Below are 18,986 nucleotides of genomic sequence, written 5' to 3' on the forward strand. Positions count from 1 at the left end.
TACGCTTGTTTTGCTCGGGTAGTTCATGGTTCAATAATAAACTATGGTATCATAATGAAACGGATTATTTTAAAGCCCGGAGAGGAAAAACGTATCCTGGGGGGCCACCCCTGGGCCTATGATAACGAAGTTGCCCGGGTCCTGGCGCCTATTCCCGGAGGGTTTAAACCCATTACCCTGGAAGAACTGGAAGCCGGGGAGCTGGTCGATGTGGAAAGCGGCCATAAGACCTACCTGGGCCGGGGTTTGGCTAATCCCCGTTCCAGGATCGTCGCCCGGATCTACAGCCCCTCCAAGGAAGGGGTGGATAAGGGCTTTTTTAAGCGCCGGATTCGGGCGGCCCTGGCCGGGCGGCTTTTGGGATACGATCTCCGCCGGGAATCGGCCCGGATCATCTTTGGGGAGGCGGATTTTCTTCCCGGCCTCATCGTCGACCGCTTTGTGGGCTGGCCCTTGGGGGAAATTGAGGCCGGCCTTACGGAGGAAGGGCCGTTGCGGGCCGGGTTTTCCGGGGAACCGGGGGAAGCCCTGACCTTTGAAAAGGTTGAAGCCGCCTTAGGCCCCCCGGCATCCTGGCTTTCGATACAATTCCTCGCCTGGGGGATGGACCGCCGCCGGGAGGAGATCCTCGCTGCCCTGGAGGAGGTTCTGGAAAGGTATGTCCCGCCGGAAGACCGGTTTACGGCCGCTGCGGATACAGGGGACCCGAAAAATGCCGGGGAACCGGGGCAAGGTCCGGCGGCGGGAACCGGGCGGCCCCTGGGGCTTCCCCAGGGGATGGTGGAAAAGTCCGCTGCCCGGATCCGGAAACTCGAGGGCCTCCCCCCCGGGGAAGGGCTCATCCGGGGGAGTTTCCCCGCTGAGGGGATCGTGATTTTTGAAAACAACCTGCCCTTTATCGTTCACCTTGCGGAGGGGCAAAAAACCGGCCACTACCTGGACCAGAAGGAAAACCGCCTCCGGGCAGCGGCCTTTGCCGTTGGGGGACGGGTCCTGGACGGCTGCGCCTATACCGGCGGTTTCGGCATCCACGCCGCCCGGTTTGGCGCGGTCCGGGGGAGCCAAGCCCAGGTGGTTGCCCTGGATGTTTCCACGGTTGCCTTGGAAACCCTTATGAAGAACGCCCGGCTCAACGGCGTAGAGGACCGTATAACCCCGGTGGAGGGGGATATCTTTGAAGTCCTCCGTTCCTATGAGCGGGCCAAGGAGCGGTTTGATCTCATCATCCTGGATCCCCCGGCCTTTGCCAAATCCCATTCCGCCCTGGAAGGGGCCCTCCGGGGATACAAGGAAATTAACCTCCGGGCCATAAAGCTCCTTGCCCCCGGAGGGGTCCTGGTCAGTTGTTCCTGCAGCCAAAGCCTGGATGAGGGCTCCTTCAAAGCCCTCATTGCCGAGGCCGCCGCCGATGCCGAACGCCGGCTCCTGCAGCTTGATTTCCGTTACCAAAGTCCGGATCATCCCATCCTGGTAGGGTATGATGAATCCCTCTATCTCAAATGCGGGTACTACCGGGTCTTATAAGCCCCTAGGAACTGTTCAAGAATAAAATGCGATGCATTTTATTCTAATTGCTTACACAATAACGAAATAACTTGCCCTTTTGGGCAAGTTATTTTTGAACAGTTCCCTATGAGGAAATATACCCTTCCGGATCCCAGAGGTCTTCCCAGCTCCGGGCGCCGGGCCAGAGGAACACCTGGCCTTTAATCAGGCGGCAGTTTTTGTCGGTTTTTGCCAGGGCCGCCATTTCCTCGCCGGTTAAGGGATCCTCCCGGGCTGCGCGGAGATTGGCCAGGTAGTTTTTTTCGTGAACCGAGAAGGGGATGGGGATAGCCCCCCGCTGGATGGACCATTTCAGGCAAACCGCCGAGGGGTGGATGCCGTGGGCTTTGGCAGCCGCCAAAACCTCCGGCTGTTCCATGTCAACCAGGTCCTCCGGGGTTTTGTCCCGTTCCGGCCGGTTCGGTGAACCCAGGGGACAGTATGCTATGGGCTGGATCCCCTGGGCAACACAGTAGTCGAACAACCGGGGCTGTTGGAAGCAGGGGTGCAGCTCCAACTCCAGGACCGCAGGCTTAATCCGGCACAGGGGGAGTATCGCCTCCAGTTTCGGGACGGTCATGTTGGACATGCCGATGCTGCGGACCAGCTTCATATCTACCAGCCGTTCCATCTGCCGCCAGGTCGCCATAAACCGGTCCGTTGAAAAGGGGACCGAATTGGGGTTCCGGGCATCGCCGTCACAGCCCGGAGCGTGATAATTGGGAAAGGGCCAGTGGACAAAAAAGGCATCCAGGTAATCCAGCCGCAGATCCCGAAGGGTTTTTGCCAGGGATAACAGGACCTCTCCCCGGCCGTGCTGGTCATTCCATACCTTGGAGAAGATGAAGAGTTCTTCCCGCTTTACCACCCCGGAATTGATAGCCTCTTCAAAAACCGTGCCGATGAGGTCTTCGTTACCGTAAACCGCCGCACAGTCGAACAAACGATAGCCCCCCCGGATGGCGCCGGCTACCGCCGCGGCAACTTCCGCCGGGGAGTACCGGTCAGAACCAAAGGTCCCCATGCCGATACCGGGGATCTCGTCCCCGTTGTAAAGGACCCGCTTGGGAACAAATCCATTACCCATAACTTTTCCTCCCTAAACAGACGCTGGGGAACCCCCGAAACCCCCCTGGGTTTCCGGCGGGCCCCGCTTAATCCCAGTATAACCCCTGGTGGTTCCAAATTAAAAGATGGGGAGGGGCTGTTTCAAAAGCCGCTGGTCCCCGCCGGAACTTTTTCAGGAAGGGCGGGCCGTATCTCCCCGGACCCGTATCTCCACCTCTCCCCCGTAAGCTCCGTGGAAGACGAGGAGCCGCCGCGCCTCGGCGTGATATTCGGTCTGTATCGGCTCTTCGACCCCGATGCGGGAGGTAGCGGCTGTTATTTCGGGCTTGCTGCCGAAGTACTCCCGGGGGATATAGATCTCCGTGGGGGCGGAAATAGCGGCATCCGCCATAAAACGGTAGATGAGGAGCCGCTTTTTCCGGTCCCAGCTTAAAAAGCGGGGGATCCCCGCGGTGGCCAGGGGATACGGCCGCAGCCAGCCCTCCATGGCCCGGCCCTCCCCATGGTGATAGATGGAAAGATCCTCATTGTTCCAGCCGTCCCCCCATTCGTGGGTATTATCCGCGGTGTAATTCCAGATGGTGGAATGGAGCAGATGGGCGTCGATGGCATCGTAATACATGGAGAGGGCATCCTCGTGGGAGCGGTAGTTCCGGGTTTTAAAGGCCCGTTGGTGGTTCATATCAAAGGGAAGCCCGAATTCTCCCAAAAGACAGGGGATATTTTCCATGTGATCCCGGGTCCAGTTGACCCCCCGGCCCAGTTGTTCCGAAAAATAGGCGGCTACGTTTTTCCGGCCCCACAGGGGTTTCCCGGTATCAAGCCGCAGGGTAAACCAGGGGCGGAACGATTTGGTATAGAGGGTAATGCCGTCATACCAGTGAAAACCATGGACCACCGTCGAAGGGTCCTCTGCTTTCCAGGTGGGCTGCTCCCCGGTGGGAACCCCCTCAACAAAAAAGATCGTTTTCTCCTGTACTTCCCGCAGCCGGTTTATGAGGCGGTTCATGAAGGGTTTAAGAAAATCCTCGGCAAACAACGCCGGCCTGCCCTGATAAAAGGCAAAATGGTCCTTCCTGAGGAGCCGGGGCTCCCCCCCCTCGTCGGTCCAGACCCCGGCCTGCTTCCACGGACAGGTAAACCCTTCGGTAAACAGGGACAGGCCTTCGGGGTTGAGGGTCTGGTGCCCCTTGACCCGTATCCCCATAAGGTCCATGGTATAGACCGGTACCCGGACCGGGTGGCCCGAAGCGGCGGACATGGCGGCAAAGGGGCTGGGCATGGGGCCGGCTTTGGTCACGCAGTTTTCCAGGCCCCCGCAGTCGCGGTAGCCGATAAACCCCTGATGGGGCTCGTTCATGGTTCCCCAGCCCTCGATGGCTTTACAATGCTTTAAACGCCGGTAGCAGTGCCGCAGGGCGGCGAAATATCGTTCCTGAAGCCAATCCTGGACCGGTTCTCCCGCTACTTTGACCCCCGGCGCATAGGTATTTCCCGCGAAAAACAGGGTAAACATGGTTGCCGCGGCATAACGGTTATAATTAACGGGCCATATCATTCGGGGATAGGGGCCGTGGTTGAAGCGATGGTAATTTTGCTGGGTCAAGGCCGCGCCCACGGCATCCAGATGGTCCAGGTTAACGCCCAATTTTTCCATGGTCCAGGCCGGGGCGCCGTCTCCGCCGGTCCAGCGGCTCCAGACATCCTGGTGGGGATCCATAAAAACGGAGATCCCCTTTTGCTCCGCGATGAGCAAAATTTTCCGCAGGTAGGCCAGATATGCCTCGTCGTAGATCCCCGGCCCTTCATGCTCCAGGGCTTCCCAGGTTATGATAAACCGAATAAAGGTAAGGCCCCAGCGCCGGAGCCGGTCAAAATGGGCCGGGGCCTCTTCCTCGGGAAAGGGCCGGCCGACAAAGGATACCCCCGAAGGATTTGCGAGGGATTCGGATCGCCAGCTTTGGCCGTCCGGATGCAGGGGGTATTTAGAACTCCCCCCCAGGTTACAACCCCTGAGTAACAGGGTCCTCCCCTGATCATCGGTGATGCGGTTTCCGGCGATATGCATAGGATCTCCTTGTCGTTTTCAAAACCGAGCTATTTCAAATCAACAACCCCGCCCCAAGGCTCCCCCACGTGAGCAGGTTCTTGGGTATGTACCCTTCGCAACGAATCAATTATGTGATACAATAGAACCAGTCCGATCTGGATCAGGTACAGTTTGTACATTATCCATAATTATAGGTAAAGGAACCAGCCCATGAAACGTATTTTTTGTATTATTTCTTTATGCATGATGGTCGTTGCCCTTGGTGTATCCCAGGATTTGGCAACTTATACGTATCTTTATAACGGCGCTGAAACCATTTCCGATCAGTTGAGTATCCTGCAGCAGGTGGAAAAGGCGAATTTAAGCGATTCCGAGGAGTTTTTTGTCAATGCCCTGGGCAGGCTGCTTTTGGAATATCCCGCCACCCAGGTTACCCTGGAACGGTCCACCGCCGATACCACTGCCCGGTTTCTCGCGGGGGTGCTGGGGGATAAAAAGTATACCGCTGCGGGGAGAAATTTGTGGCGAACGGTGGAAGTTTTTTCCAATCCCCTGGTAAAGGCCGATGCCCTGCTGGCCCTGGGTAAAGTGGGGGCGGTTAACTATTTTCCCCATGTAATCCAGACCCTTCAGGAGCTGAACGAGCGGCCGGTCCCGGACCGGGAGGGGGGGGAACGGATTGCCTATGGGGCGATTCTCGCCCTTGAAAATTACCAGGGCATTTCCGATGAACAGCGAAAGGAAGCGGCGGTGGCGGTATATCTTGCTGCCACGGGGTGGTATTCGGATAGGATACAAAAACAAGCCGAGGCTTCTTTGGCGGTCCTCGCACAGGACCCGACAGAGCCCTATAACTCGATTATCCAGGGCAGTTCCTATTCCTATGAAAACAAGTACAAAGCCCTGCAGAGCCTGGAGGCTGGCCAGGCTTCCACCACGGTCAAGGCTACGGTGGCGGTGACTGCCCTGACAGAAGGCTGGCGGCTGCCGACCGGCGCCGCCCAGTTCCGGGCGATATTAACCAATATCCGTAAATTGGCGATAAGTATGATTAACCGTTACCGCACCGAAGATGCCTCGGTGTATTCCCTGTTGGAACGTTCATACCGGCAGGGGACAGATACCCAGGAAAAATACGATGCCGTGGCGGCCCTAGCCTCCCTGGGCACCGACGAGGCGGTGGGACTGCTCTCATCCTTCCTTATGGTTATGAACGGTAAACTCCAGAGTAACAGCGTATCAACGGATGATCTGCAGATGACCCGGGCCTTAATTTCCGCCCTGGGTGCGGCGGGCAATCCCCAGGGACGGCCCGCCCTAAATGTGGTCCTTTCCCTTAATTGGACGGACGCCGTCAAGCGGCTGGCCAATGACGCCCTGAGCCGCCTCCGGTAACCGGGAGCCGGCATGGGGCCCATGCCGGTCTGCAGCGGCTGTTTCAAAACGAAAGGAAACAGCCGCCCCCCTCATTATTCCGCAAGGATATGTAATATCTCTTCCGGGCTGGTGGCGTTGAGGATATCGTTTCGTTTTTCCGAACTCTTAAAAAGCAGGCTTATTTCCGCAAGAAATTGAAGATGGGGACCGGTTTTTTCGAGGGGCGAAAGGGTCATAATAAAAATTCGGCATGGTTCGCCATCTAACGAATCGAAATCTATCGGATTGTCGGAAATGCCAATACATGCGACCAAGTCATGGATGGTGACACTTTTCCCGTGAGGTATGGCTATCCCATGCTTCATACCGGTGGACATCTTCTGCTCCCGTTCCATTACCGCGGAAAAGGCCGCCGCCCGGTCCTGAATCTTGTTGGCCCTTACCAAGATATCCAGCAATTCATTGATGATATCTTCTTTCTTGGTACCTTTAAGATGAAGAACTATCGTATCTTTTGTCAACACTGTCTTGAGGTTCATATATAAAGTGTAGAATTCAATTAGCGAAAAGTCAAGGATTTAACGAATTTTAGTATAATTAGTATAATTCCCGTATTCCCGGTCCTACCCCGGCTGCCCCCCTGCTCCCCAGAGGCGGATAAGTTCAATAATCAACTTACAGGCAGCGGTCATTTCGGAAACCGAGGCCCATTCCATGCGGCTGTGCCAATTTCGCCCCCCGGTAAAAATATTGGGGGTGGGTATCCCCAGCTCCGTAAGCCGGGACCCGTCGGTGCCGCCCCGGATAGGTTTCAGCGTAAATTCGATCCCCAGGTTGGAAGCGGCTTTTTTCAGCATTTCCATAACCAGGGGCTGCTCCAGGATCTTCTCTTTCATATTGTAATACTGGGGCTTTATGGTAAGGCGGACCGTTCCCCCGGGAAACTGGGCCTCCACAGCCCGGGCAAAACACTCCAGGGCCGCGATCCGCCGGTCTGCTCCGGCCCGCTCAAAATCCCGGATATACACGGTGAGGGCCGCTGTTTCCGCGTCTCCCTTAATTTCCATAAGGTTATAGTAACCGTAATACCCGTCGGTAGCCTCGGGGCTCTCCGACCGGGGGAGCATCATCGCAAAAGCCGCCGCCATGATGGTGGCGTTGGCCATGATCCCCCGGGCATATCCGGGGTGGATGGCCTTGCCCGTGCAGTGGATATCCGCTTCATAAGCGTTAAAACACTCAAGCTCCAGTTCCCCCAGGCGGCCGCCGTCCAGGGTGTAACAGGCCGCGGAGGTAAGCCATTCCCGGGGGAAGTCCGGAAGCCCCTTGCCGGTTTCCTCGTCCGGGGAGAAGACCAGCTCCACCGGGCCGTGTTTCAGCTCAGGATGGGCCAGGAGGTATTCCAGGGCCCCCATAATTTCCGCGATGCCGGCCTTATCGTCCGCCCCCAGCAGGGTGGTTCCGTCGGTGTGGATGAAGTCCCGCCCCTGGTGGGCGGCCAAATCAGGATCCTCCGCCGGGTCCAGGGCCAGGCCGCCTGAGAGTTCTATCCGCCTGCCGTCGTAATTTTTTACCAGCCGGGCCTGGACATCCCTGCCGGGCACATCTTCCGCGGTATCCAGGTGGGCCATAAACGCCGCTGCCGCCGCCCCTTCCTTTCCGGGGCTTGCCGGAACCCGGGCAAGCACATAACAATGATCGGTCAGTTCCACCTCCGTAAGCCCCAGGCCCCGGAGCTCCTCCGCCAGCATCCGGGCCAAATCCCACTGGCCCGGCGTGGAAGGGGTTGCCTCCACATGACGATCACTGGTGGTCCAGCAGCGGACATAGTTTAAGAAGCGGGGAACCACCAGATCGGCGATAAGGGTATCTTCTATGCAGTTTGCCGTATGTTCCATGGAATTAGTATAACACAACGGAGACAGGAACAAAAGAGAGAAATAACCAGGAACAATGTAAGAAATTCACCACGAAGGCGCATAAGGCGAAAAAGGGAGGAATTAGGAGTTAAGGAAAACCCTCAAAATATGACAGGCCCAGTCTTCCTCACTTCTCTCTCCTAACTCCTCTCTTAATAATTCTTCCTTCCTTCCTTCCTTTCTTTCTTCCTTATTCGCCTTCTGCGCCTTTGTGGTCGAATTCTCTTCCCGTCTCTTCCTCTTCGTTCGTGGTGTTCGTGTAGTTCGTGGTTAAATTCTTTGCGTATAACGGCTCATCCGTTCCCGCATCTTTTCCAGCCGGTTCAGGGCTTCGTAGAGGGTGTCGTTTTTTTTCGCAAAATGGAAGCGGATCAGGTGGTTAACCGGTTCCCGGAAGAAGCTGGACCCCGGAACAGCGCCCACGCCGACTTTACGGGCCAGGTCTTCGCAGAAGAGCAGGTCGCTTTCATAGCCGTATTCGGAAATGTCCAGCAGAATATAATAGGCGCCCTCGGGGATATTGTGGGGGATTCCCAGACTGCTCAAGCCCCGGACAAAAATATCCCGCTTTTCCGTATAGGTCTCAAGCAGGGTCCGGTAATACTCCGGGCCCATGCGCAGGCCGGCAATGGCCGCTTCCTGCAGGGGCGCGGCGGCCCCCACGGTAAGAAAATCGTGGACCTTCCGGGCTACTTCGATGACCGGGGCCGGGGCAATGATATACCCCAGCCGCCAGCCGGTGATGGAATAGGTTTTAGACAGAGAACTGCAAGACAGGGTCCGTTCCGCCATACCCGGCAGGGAGGAAATATAGTGGTGCCGGTGGGGGGCGTACACAATATGCTCGTACACCTCGTCGGTAATAATATAGGCATCGTATTTTTTGGCCAACTCTGCGATAATCCCCAATTCTTCCCCGGTGAATACCCGCCCACAGGGGTTGGAGGGGTTACAGAGGATCAGCGCCTTGGGCCTTTGCCGGAAGGCATCCTCCAGCTCCCCGGGATCAAAACGGAACTCCGGGGGCCGCAGGGCCACGTAGAGGGGTTCCGCCCCGGAAAGGATGGCGTCGGCGCCGTAGTTTTCGTAAAACGGGGAAAAAACAACGACCTTGTCCCCGGGATTTGCTACGGTCATCATGGCCGCCATCATCGCCTCGGTACTGCCGCAGGTAACCACGATCTCCGTTTCCGGGTCTATGGTACGCCCCATAACGCGGGACTGTTTTTCCGCCAGGGCCTCCCGGAAATTCCGGGCCCCCCAGGTAATGGAATATTGGTGGGGCCCCCGGAGGGCTATTTCCGCCAAACGATCCGTAAGCTCCCGGGGGGGATCAAAATCGGGAAACCCCTGGGAAAGGTTCAGCGCGTCGTATTGCTGGGAAATTCTGGTCATCCGCCGGATAACCGAATCGGTAAAATCCCTCGTCCGCTCACTCAGAAACCGCATAATCCATCCTTTTTATGAACTCTATGCAACCCTACTAAATTATGGTTCACGGGTCAAGGCGGGCCGGTAATACCGGGACAAAACCATTCATTTTCAGGCTAGAAATACCTAAAGAAATTTAACCACGAAGGCGCATAAGGCGAAAAAGGAAAGGAGAAGAATTAAGAGTTAGGAGGAAGAAAAGTTAGGGGTTAGGAAAATTCCTCGCTCCGCTCTTAATTCCCTTATTCTCATGTAATTGACCGCGCAACGGTCTACTTCGCGGTCGAATTCTCTTTCTCTTTTGTAAGTGCGGATTTTTTTCTTGACATTTTCTCCTACAAGGTGATAATATTAATGCCAGAAGCAGGAACGTCGACTGCGTTCATCTGATTTTCAGACTTCCCATTCGGTCCAGCTGAATGGTCTCCAATATCTTAAAGATAATCCAGGGATTCATGGGCATTTTTGTCCCTTTCGTCTATAAAAAGCTGGTGGGCCTCAATCTACAGGGCGCCGGCGATTTTTTCGATCATCTCGATGGAGGGAAATTTACGGCCAATTTCAATTTCACCGATATAACTTGCGGCGGTATCGCATTTTTCTGCAAGGTCCGGGTTCCGGGCAGGGCTTATATCATTTTTTGGGGGATGATCTCGTATGAAACGCCTGATAATTCCCGCTGTTACGGCGGTATGTGTTTTCCTGTCGGCCTGTGCGACAGGTACCGGGGTAATTGATGATTTTTTCACCACCCTTATAGGACCCTCCGCCGATCAAGGAGCGGAAAATACCGGTGCCCCGGTGGAGAAAACACCGCCAAAGGCCAGGAACTCTGGCAAAACCACCGGCCCGGCCGTCCCGGATCGTTTGCCGGTTCTGGCTTCGGTTTCGGCGCGGCAGACCCGGACTTACCCAAGACCTGCGTCCTATGAAGCCGCCTACGCCTACCGGAACGATACGGCGGATCCCCAGGTTAGACGGCTACCCCAGCAGATTGAATCCCTCCGCTCAAAGGACCCGGCCGAATATGTACGGCAGGCGGCGGCTTATATCAGCAAAAATTCAAAGGATCCCTTTGATAAGGTAAAAAAGGCCCATGACCTCGTGGCCCTGACCATACGGTACGATGCGGCTTCCTTCCTGGCAAACCGTAATCCTCCGCAGGATTACGAGAGTGTGCTGAAAAGCAAGCTGGCGGTGTGTGAGGGGTACTCGAATGTGTTTAAAAAGTTTTGTGATGAGCTGGGGGTCGACGCTGAGGTGGTTCACGGATATGGACGAGGGGTGGGTTCTTCACCCTTTATCGATGAAAACCCCGCTGATTCAAACCACGCATGGAACATCGTTTTTATTGAAAATGCGGGATACTTGATCGACTGTACTTGGGATGCGGGGAATCTGCGGGGCAGCAGTTTTCAGGCGGACTATACCACGGATTATCTTTTTTTAAAACCTGAATATTTTATCTACAATCATTTTCCGGAAGATCCCCGGCAGCAGCTTCTTGAAAAGCCCCTGTCTCCGGTTGCTTTTTCGCGGCTTCCCTTTTGCCGTCCAAAATATTTTGAAATCTTTTCCGCTGAAGCCGGAGATTTTGCAAAAGTACTCCGGGCAGCGGGAAAGACAGAACTGGAGTTTTCCCTTAAGGATGGATTTACCCCAAGCGTCGAAGTCTATGACGAAACCGGAAACAAAAAATTAGAGCACCGTTCTTTTGTTCAAAAAGAAGGCGATCTTTACCGGGCTTATCTTTCCTTTCCCGCGGCGGAAAATTATATGGTCAGGTTTTTTATAAAAAAAGAATCCGCCCGGGCCGCCGAATCATGCGCGGAATTCGGGGTAATCTCGACCGCGGCCAGCGGGGTAAGGTATCCCACCCAATATACATCCTTTGGGCCTGGTATTTCAATCATAAGTCCCCTGGAGATGCCCCTCGTAAAAAACCAAACGTATGAATTCAAAATCAGGGCAGAGGGCAAAGAAATTATTGCCCTTTTGTACAACCGGAACATCATACCCCTTGAAAAAGACGAAGCGGGAAACTTTTTTATTGAAGCGGAAATTCCTTCAAACACAAAGGAGATAATGATCGGAGCCGCCAACAATCCCCGGGGCCGCTATGAAGGATTGGTTACCTACGAGGTTAAGTAAGCCGGTTCCAAGGTGGCAGTCACCAAATTAAAAAGAATTCTCACCACGAACCACACGAAAAACACGAACTTTTACTTTGATATCCTGGAATTAATACCTGAATTCTCCCCTTTGTTCGTGAGGTTTGTGCGGTTCGTGGTTATTTCTGTCCTTTGTTGAAACTGAGAATTGTGGACGGCCTACTAGCCACTAAAGGCCGGGCCCGGTATATTTTGCCTATGGATACTCCTGTTTACGGCGATGACCGGCCCATCCTTGCCGCCGCGACCCCCCTGGGCGAGAGCGCCCTGGCGCTTATCAGAACCTCGGGGAAGGGCGCGGTGGACCTGGCGGCCTCGGTTTTTTCCCGGCCCCGGGCCCTGCGGGAGGCGCCGGGGAATTCCGTGGTTTACGGGTGGATCCTGGATCCCCGGAAAGGGGAGGATGCAAAAATCGACGAGGTCCTGGTCTCGGTGTACCGGGGGGCCCGGAGTTTTACCGGGGAGGAGGGGGCCGATATAAGCTGCCATGGAGGGATCGGTACGGTCAAGGCGGTTTTATCGAGCCTTCGGAACGCGGGATTCCGGGACGCCCTGCCCGGGGAATTCAGCTTCCGGGCCTTTATGAACGGAAAACTCGACCTGACCCGGGCGGAATCGGTGATGGAGCTGGTTTTTGCCAAAACAGACCGTTCCCGGGCACACGCGGTAAACCGGCTTTCCGGGGCCCTGGAGGAGGAGATCCGGGGCATCAAGACCCTCCTGGTCCGGGTGCTGGCGGGAACCGAAATTTACCTGGATTATTCCGAGGATGAGTTTACCGGGCCGGACCCGGCCCTGGGTGACGAAGCCGCCGGGCGGCTCCCTGACCGGGCCCTGGCCGAGGAAGCCCTGACCCGGCTCCGGGCCCTGGCCGATTCCTACGGCATGGAAAAGCTCTACCGGGACGGCGCCCTGGTGGTTATTGCCGGGCGGCCCAATGCGGGAAAGTCAAGCCTTTTCAACCGTTTACTCAAGGAAGACCGGGCCATTGTTACGGATATCCCCGGCACCACCCGGGATTGGCTCGAAGCCTGGGTTTCCCTGGGGGGTATCCCCATACGCCTCACCGATACCGCCGGGCTCCACTCCGCCACAGACCCCGTGGAAAAGATCGGCGTAGCGCGGAGCCGGGAGCTTTTGGCCGGGGCGGACCTCGTCCTCCACCTTATCGACGGGGCCCGGGGTTTTACCGAAGAAGACCGGGCCTTTTACCGGGAGCAGGCGGTTTCCCCCGCCGGTTCCGGGGTACCGGGCCTTCCGGTGATAGCCCTGTGGAACAAGATCGACGCCGCTCCCCTGCCGGCCTTTCTGCCGGATCTGCTCGCCGCGGAGGGGGCCGCGCAAACCATCGGGATCAGCGCGAAAACCGGGGAAGGGATCCCCCCCCTGATCCAGGCCGTTACCGCCGCGCTGGAGGCCCGTTTCGGCGGGGCTGCCGGGGAAACCCCCTCGGCGGGGCTGGGATCGGCCCGGCAAAAAGAGCTTATCGACCGGGCCATAGAAAACCTGACCGGCGCCCTGGCTCTGGCGGACCGCGCCCAACCCCTGGACCTGATCGCCCCCCTGCTCCGGGAGGGGGTCAACGCCCTGGGGGAGATCACCGGCGAAGTCTCCACCGCGGATATCCTGGAGGCCATGTTCAGCCGCTTTTGCGTGGGCAAGTGAAGCTCCGGCGGCTCAAGACCGCGGCCGGTTTCGGATACACCATGCGCCGGCAAATGAATTACCGTGCCCTTTAGGGCGTGGGAGGTTCATTATAGTACCCATAACAATAACTACCCTCTGCCCCTGTTCCTTCTATACCGTCAGTAATTTCGACAGGGTTATCGTTATACAGAAAAAGGCGTTTGTTTGTATGGATATAATCCGGAGTACTAGTGGAACAGCTTAGAAACTTCGTTGCCTGGTCACCGGACTGGATGTAGGACACAGGGCGAGTACCGCAAATGATATTTGCCACCGACGTCGAAGAGCTCAAGGACTCCACAATGGTAATCGTCGCGTCGGTACACAAAAACACCTTGTTGTCTTGATGTACCGCCGCCGATGTCCCCATTGAGAAAGCGCCAAAGGTGCTGTCCTTAACATATACCCCATAGTCGTTAGTACCAACGGTATTCCTTATTTCCCCGCCATGCAAGTTAAATCTTCCAACGGCAACATACACCCCATTGGCGCCGATCACTGCGGTATTGGCATCCTCCCGGGCCGCCCCGCCTATGGTACCGCCGTACATAGCAAACGTGCCCCCATAATAGGGATAGGTCCCCTGGGCAATATACACGGCGCCGCCTGAATCGGAGTCAGGGACAGCGCCGGAATACGACGCGCTATTGCGCGTTATATTCCCGTCTTCAACGTAGCACGTCCCACCATTGGTAATATATATACCCCCCCCGGAACCAGACGCATGGGCTGTATTTTCTTTTATGATCCCGGCATAAATACCGGCTCCCCCATTAGCGACATATAAACCACCGCCTGAGTTTTCACCATATGCATCATTGTCCGCTATGGTCCCGGCGTTTATATCGACACTTCCACCAGTATACATACCGCCGCCGGAACCGGCTTTTTTGGCTGTATTACTAGTGATAAGCGCGGCCGTATTGTTCATGGTGAAATTTCCATTGCCGACATATATGCCGCCGCCTGAGTTGATTTCCTCCGCCGTATTTTCCTTTATGGTCCCAAAGTTCATGACGAAGTATCCTCCCTCCATATATACGCCGCCGCCGGAATCGGCTTTTTCTGCCCAATTATTATTGATAAGCGCGGCCGTATTGTTCATGGTGAAATTTCCGCTGCCGAAATATACACCGCCGCCTGAGCTGATTTCCTCCGCCGTATTTTCCCGTATGGTCCCGCCGTATTGGTTGAAGGTCCCCCCACTGACATGCACCCCGCCGGCGCTGTTTTTGGCTTCCGCCCTATTGAATTGTATGGTCCCCCCATACATACTAACTACGCCGGACCGGACAAATAGGCCGCCGCCGGAATACTCGCCGACAGCCGTATTACCATCACCGGAATTTTCCCCGCCTACGGTCCCACCTTTCAAAATCAATCTCCCATTGTCGAGAAGCACGCCGCCGCCGAGTTGGGCCGTCATTTTTTTGATCACCGATCCCGGATTCAAATTAAGTTCTCCGCCCTTGACCAATACCCCACCGGCCTCCGAGGTCGTTTGATTACCCATAAGCGTCACCCCCTCTTCAAGGATTAGTTTTCCCCCAGCCAGTACGGTAACAAGGGGGGCAGTGTTGGCGTTATAGCCCTGCAGGGTAATATTTTGCAAGGTCAGGGTAACGCCGGCGCCCACGGTAAAAAGCGTACCCGGAGACACCACCCGCAGGGTCCTGTCGAGGCCGTTGATAGTAACATTGCCGGGACTGTTATTACCCGCTATAAGGGTGACGTTTTTTGCTATGTCCTCTGAACCAGCGGAGAGATCGATGGATAGCGTATAAATGTCGTCTTTTCTTTCTTTCATCACCCATAGGGCGCTGCCCTCGGTTTCAACCGGGCCGAAGCTAGTGGTCCGGAAGGCGGAAGCGGCGGCATCGGAAAAATTAATCCGTACCGTACCGCTCCCCGCCGCATTGGTAACCGCGCCGGGGGCATCCCGGTGGGAAAATATGTTTTGCCCTATCCCGGCAAAGGTATAACCGGGAGCGGCATTCAAGGTAAGCACCGCCGTATAACTGGTGCCGGATTGAAAGGGACTGTGGGGCGGCACCCAGGTCACGGTTCCGGCGTATTGGGGACCGGCGATACCCGTAACCGGGGTGACACCGACCACCGGTTTAGGTATGCGGCCGGTCAGAATGGTATCGTATACCACCAGGGAACCGGCGTTTACGGCCGGTGAAAAGTTGATCCGTACCAGGTTATCATTCGAAAGGCCGGTAATTATTTTTGCGCCCGTATGGGTGAAGACATTGTGCCCGATCTCGGTAAAGGTATAACCCAAAGCGGGAGTCAAGGTTACCTCCGCCGTATATTCCGTATCTGATTGAAAGGGACCAGCCAAAACAGCCTGGGTTTCGGTGTTTTTCCAGATCACCGTGCCGGTATACTGGGAACCGGCAAAGGATATAACCGCCATCACCCCCTTTATTGGCTTGGGTATATAGGGGGTCAGGTCGAAGTCGTTTATTTTCGTGGGAGTCCTGGTCGCCGTATAGGTAACGGTCATAAGCCTGAGATCGGGGTCGGTATCGGAACCATGGGGGGTTATTACCGTACCATCGGGATAAATAAAGGGCTTCCCCGCAGAAAAACGGTAACCCGGTTTTGCCGCCAGGCTTATATCCGCCTGGTATACAGCGCCCAACTTGAAGATAAAGGCGTCCGGAGCAGCTATATTGACGAAAGTACCGGAATCCGGAGACTGTTCCGCTTTCCATGTCACCTCCACCGTCATGTCTACCCGGGTATTGACGGCCCGTACCGGTCTCTCCCCGGCCATGGGAACCGGGATATAACTTTGCAGGTTATAGTCGGTGATAAAGGTGATATCCGCGTCGTCGGAGTTATGATAAGTAACCGTAACGGTCCGGAGGGTATCCCCCAGATCGTCGATCTGGGTATCTATCTTACCTGCGGGATAAACGAATGGGGTGGGGTAAAAACTGTAGCCCGGTTTGGCGGTGAGTCTTATCTCCGCCTGATACACCGTATCGGCCGCGAAGATCTCAAAGGGCAAGGGTACTTTACCGGCGCTGTTTTTCCATACCACACTGATATCCAGGTCCCCCCGGTTATTGACGAGTATTACCGGCCGCTCCCCTGTCTTCGGAATGGGAACATAGTTTTGGAGCTTATAGTCGGTTACATAAGTAATATCGGCGGTCCCATCCCTGGTGATCAAATAATCTTCCCCCAGGGGAACGGCACACCCGGCGATCAATAGTGCTATAGGGTAAAAAATCACCAATGCCGTAAATCCTTTCATCCTCTTGCTCCTTCTGCGGCCGATTTTTAATACGGCTTATAATATATGGACCAGATCCCCGCATCGGGTTCAGTAAAATGGTCGGTACTGCCGTTATAACGGAACTTCCGGTACTCCTCGATCAGGGATTGAGAATCTGCCGATATCAAGATATCCCAGCCGTAAATTACTTCTCCCTTTGTAAGGTTTGCCACCAGATCGGAAGAACTCAAGGGACCAGCAATCGTAATCCCCACCGCATTGCTCAAAAACACCTTGTTTTCTTGCGTCACCATCGCCGATCCCGACATCGAGAACAATGGATAGGCGTCATCTCGGTAAACACATACGCCATAGTCGTTGGTATCTGTGATATTTCCCGTTATGGTTCCCCCGGACATGGCCAACGAACCGTAGCTATATACACATACACCATTGCCCCCTTGGGCTGTTCTATTGGCATCGCCGTCTCCCCCTCCGATAATTCCGCCAGTCATCAGGAAGGTCCCGATGGTATACACCCCGCCGCCGGAATCGTTCCCCTGTGCCGTATTTTGTTTTATGGTCCCACCGTTCATCGTGAATTTCCCGCTTCTTTTGACCACTACGCCGCCGCCCCATTGGGCACTCATTTTTTCGATTACTCCCCCATTATTCAGGACAAGTTCCCCGCCGCTGTAGACCAATACCCCGCCGGCATCGGCGGTAGTTTGATTACCGGTAAGCGTCGTGCCGGCCCCGAGGATCAGCTTCCCCCCGGACGCTACCGTAACCAGCGGGGCATTGTTGGCGTTATAACCTTGCAGGGTAATATTCTGCAAGGTCAGGGTAACGCCGCCGCCCACCGACAGAAGCGTACCTTGGTCCCCCACCGTCAGGGTCCGGTTATGGCCGTTGATAAGAACCCGAGTGGGGCTGTTATCGGCCGCGGTAAGGACAACGCTATTGGGTATAACCGGTTCGGTAAAATCACCGGGAAGGTCAATGGTTAAGGGGTCGGTATCGAATCTTCTTTCCCGCATCAACCATAAGGCGCTGTCCTTGTCATCAACCGGGCCGAATGACCTAATTACCAGGTAGGTAGCGGAAGCGGCCGGGGGAAAGTTAATTGTTACCGTGCCGCTGCCCGCCGGGTTGGTAACGATTCCCGAGGCGGTGTCATGGAAAAATACGTTTTGTCCTATCCCGGTAAAGGTATAGCCCGGAGCGGCGTTCAAGGTAACTACCGCCTTATAAACCGTACCCGATTGAAAGGTACTATGCGGCGGCATCCACACCACCCTTCCGGTGTACTGGGCGCCGGCAATACCCAGAACCGGCGTCCCTCCGATTATCGGTTTGGGCAGACGGTCGGTCAGAACAGTGTCATATACTATGGTGGGGTTTCCCGCACTTGCGGTTACCGAAAAATCGATAGTTACGCTACCATTGCCCGCCGGATTGGTTACGGTTTTAGCGCCCGTATGGACAAATGTATCCTGCCCTGCCCTGGTAAAGGTATACCCCATAGCAGGGGTCAAGGTTACCTCCGCCGTATATGCCACGCCCGATTGAAAGGGACCGGTAAGGGCAGCCGGGGTCTCCATATTTTTCCATTGCACGGTTCCGGTGTACTGGGGACCGGCAAAGGACCAAACCGGGGTTACCCCGCTTATTGGTTTTGGTATATAGGGGGTCAGGTTGTAGTCGGTTATTACTATAGGGGTCTTGGTCTCTATATAGGTCACCCAGGTAAGGTTCCGCTCATCGGGATCGCTATTGGAAACCGGCTGTTCGGTTACCGTACCTGCCGGATATTCAAAGTTCCTCGCGGCAATAAAGCGGTAACCGGAATTTGCCTTCAGCCGGATCTTCGATCGGTATACGGTCTCTATATCAAAGGTATAGTTACCGGCTGGTATAAAACTACCGGAATTCACCGGATCTTCCCAGTCCACCTCCACCGTCATGTCCCCCCGGTTATTGATGGTCCGTACCGGTTTCTCCCCGGCCATGGGAATGGGGACATAACTCTGCAGGTTGTAGTCGGTGATAAAGGTGATATCCGCGTCGTCGGAATTATTATAGGTAACCGTAACGGTCCGGGTGGGATCCCCAAAGTCGCCGGTCTGGCTGCTTATCTTGCCCGGGGGATAGGCAAAGAGGGTGGCAGGATAAAAACCGTAGCCCGGTTTGACGGTAAGGCTTATTTCCGCCTGATATACCATATTTCCAAGGAAGGTATCAAAAGGCACGGGTACTGCCGCACCGGTATTGTCTTTCCAGACTACCGTAAGCTCCAGGTCCCCGCGGTTGTCGACATGTATTACCGGCCGTTCCCCGGTTTTGGGAATAGGAACATACCCCAGGAGGTTGTAGTCGGTTATATAGGTTATATCGGCGCTTCCGTCCCTGGTTATGATATAATCCTCCCCTAGGGGAAGGGCACATCCCGCGGTCACCAGCGCCACGCCACACAAAGCCATCAAAACCTTAACCCCTTTCATCTC

At 55.4% G+C, this 18,986-nt stretch carries 11 protein-coding genes; 4 read left to right on the plus strand and 7 right to left on the minus strand.

Going from position 1 to position 18,986, the window contains the following annotated elements:
• Positions 1-54 precede the first annotated feature (54 nt).
• Positions 55-1,524, plus strand: a complete 1,470-nt coding sequence (locus LQZ21_RS07885; RefSeq protein ID WP_411043736.1) for a class I SAM-dependent rRNA methyltransferase — start codon at positions 55-57, stop codon at positions 1,522-1,524.
• A gap of 106 nt (positions 1,525-1,630) precedes the next feature.
• Here LQZ21_RS07885 and LQZ21_RS07890 read toward each other — a convergent pair whose 3' ends face one another.
• Both LQZ21_RS07890 and LQZ21_RS07895 read right to left on the minus strand, forming a co-directional pair.
• Entirely contained in the window at positions 1,631-2,632 is a 1,002-nt protein-coding gene (locus LQZ21_RS07890; RefSeq protein ID WP_411043737.1) for an aldo/keto reductase, read from the minus strand.
• Between the two features lie 153 nt (positions 2,633-2,785).
• On the minus strand, positions 2,786-4,681 hold the full coding sequence (locus LQZ21_RS07895; protein WP_411043738.1) for a glycoside hydrolase family 5 protein: 1,896 nt from the start codon (positions 4,679-4,681) through the stop codon (positions 2,786-2,788).
• A gap of 192 nt (positions 4,682-4,873) precedes the next feature.
• Between LQZ21_RS07895 and LQZ21_RS07900 the strand changes: the two genes are divergently transcribed.
• On the plus strand, positions 4,874-6,058 hold the full coding sequence (locus LQZ21_RS07900; RefSeq protein WP_411043739.1) for a hypothetical protein: 1,185 nt from the start codon (positions 4,874-4,876) through the stop codon (positions 6,056-6,058).
• A 74-nt stretch (positions 6,059-6,132) separates the two neighbouring features.
• Here LQZ21_RS07900 and LQZ21_RS07905 read toward each other — a convergent pair whose 3' ends face one another.
• The 3 genes from LQZ21_RS07905 to LQZ21_RS07915 form a co-directional block, all read right to left on the minus strand.
• The gene (locus LQZ21_RS07905; protein WP_411043740.1) at positions 6,133-6,579 is read right to left on the minus strand and encodes a PTS sugar transporter subunit IIA; all 447 of its coding nucleotides are present in this window, start codon (positions 6,577-6,579) and stop codon (positions 6,133-6,135) included.
• 84 nt (positions 6,580-6,663) lie between these two features.
• Positions 6,664-7,938, minus strand: coding sequence for a peptidase T (gene pepT / locus LQZ21_RS07910; RefSeq protein WP_411043741.1), 1,275 nt, complete (start codon positions 7,936-7,938; stop codon positions 6,664-6,666).
• A gap of 291 nt (positions 7,939-8,229) precedes the next feature.
• Positions 8,230-9,408 carry a pyridoxal phosphate-dependent aminotransferase gene (locus LQZ21_RS07915; protein ID WP_411043742.1) on the minus strand — a complete coding sequence of 393 codons (1,179 nt, stop codon included), beginning with the start codon at positions 9,406-9,408 and terminating at the stop codon, positions 8,230-8,232.
• A gap of 639 nt (positions 9,409-10,047) precedes the next feature.
• Here LQZ21_RS07915 and LQZ21_RS07920 point away from each other — a divergent pair.
• Positions 10,048-11,541, plus strand: a complete 1,494-nt coding sequence (locus tag LQZ21_RS07920; protein WP_411043743.1) for a transglutaminase domain-containing protein — start codon at positions 10,048-10,050, stop codon at positions 11,539-11,541.
• A gap of 218 nt (positions 11,542-11,759) precedes the next feature.
• Positions 11,760-13,226 carry a tRNA uridine-5-carboxymethylaminomethyl(34) synthesis GTPase MnmE gene (gene mnmE / locus LQZ21_RS07925; protein WP_411043744.1) on the plus strand — a complete coding sequence of 489 codons (1,467 nt, stop codon included), beginning with the start codon at positions 11,760-11,762 and terminating at the stop codon, positions 13,224-13,226.
• 70 nt (positions 13,227-13,296) lie between these two features.
• Here the strand turns inward: mnmE and LQZ21_RS07930 are convergent, their stop codons facing one another.
• Positions 13,297-16,518 carry an autotransporter outer membrane beta-barrel domain-containing protein gene (locus LQZ21_RS07930; RefSeq protein ID WP_411043745.1) on the minus strand — a complete coding sequence of 1,074 codons (3,222 nt, stop codon included), beginning with the start codon at positions 16,516-16,518 and terminating at the stop codon, positions 13,297-13,299.
• A gap of 26 nt (positions 16,519-16,544) precedes the next feature.
• Positions 16,545-18,962, minus strand: coding sequence for a hypothetical protein (locus tag LQZ21_RS07935; protein WP_411043746.1), 2,418 nt, complete (start codon positions 18,960-18,962; stop codon positions 16,545-16,547).
• Positions 18,963-18,986: the final 24 nt, after the last annotated feature.

The organism is Treponema sp. TIM-1 (assembly GCF_046533115.1).
Taxonomy (GTDB): domain Bacteria; phylum Spirochaetota; class Spirochaetia; order Treponematales; family Breznakiellaceae; genus JAIRMO01.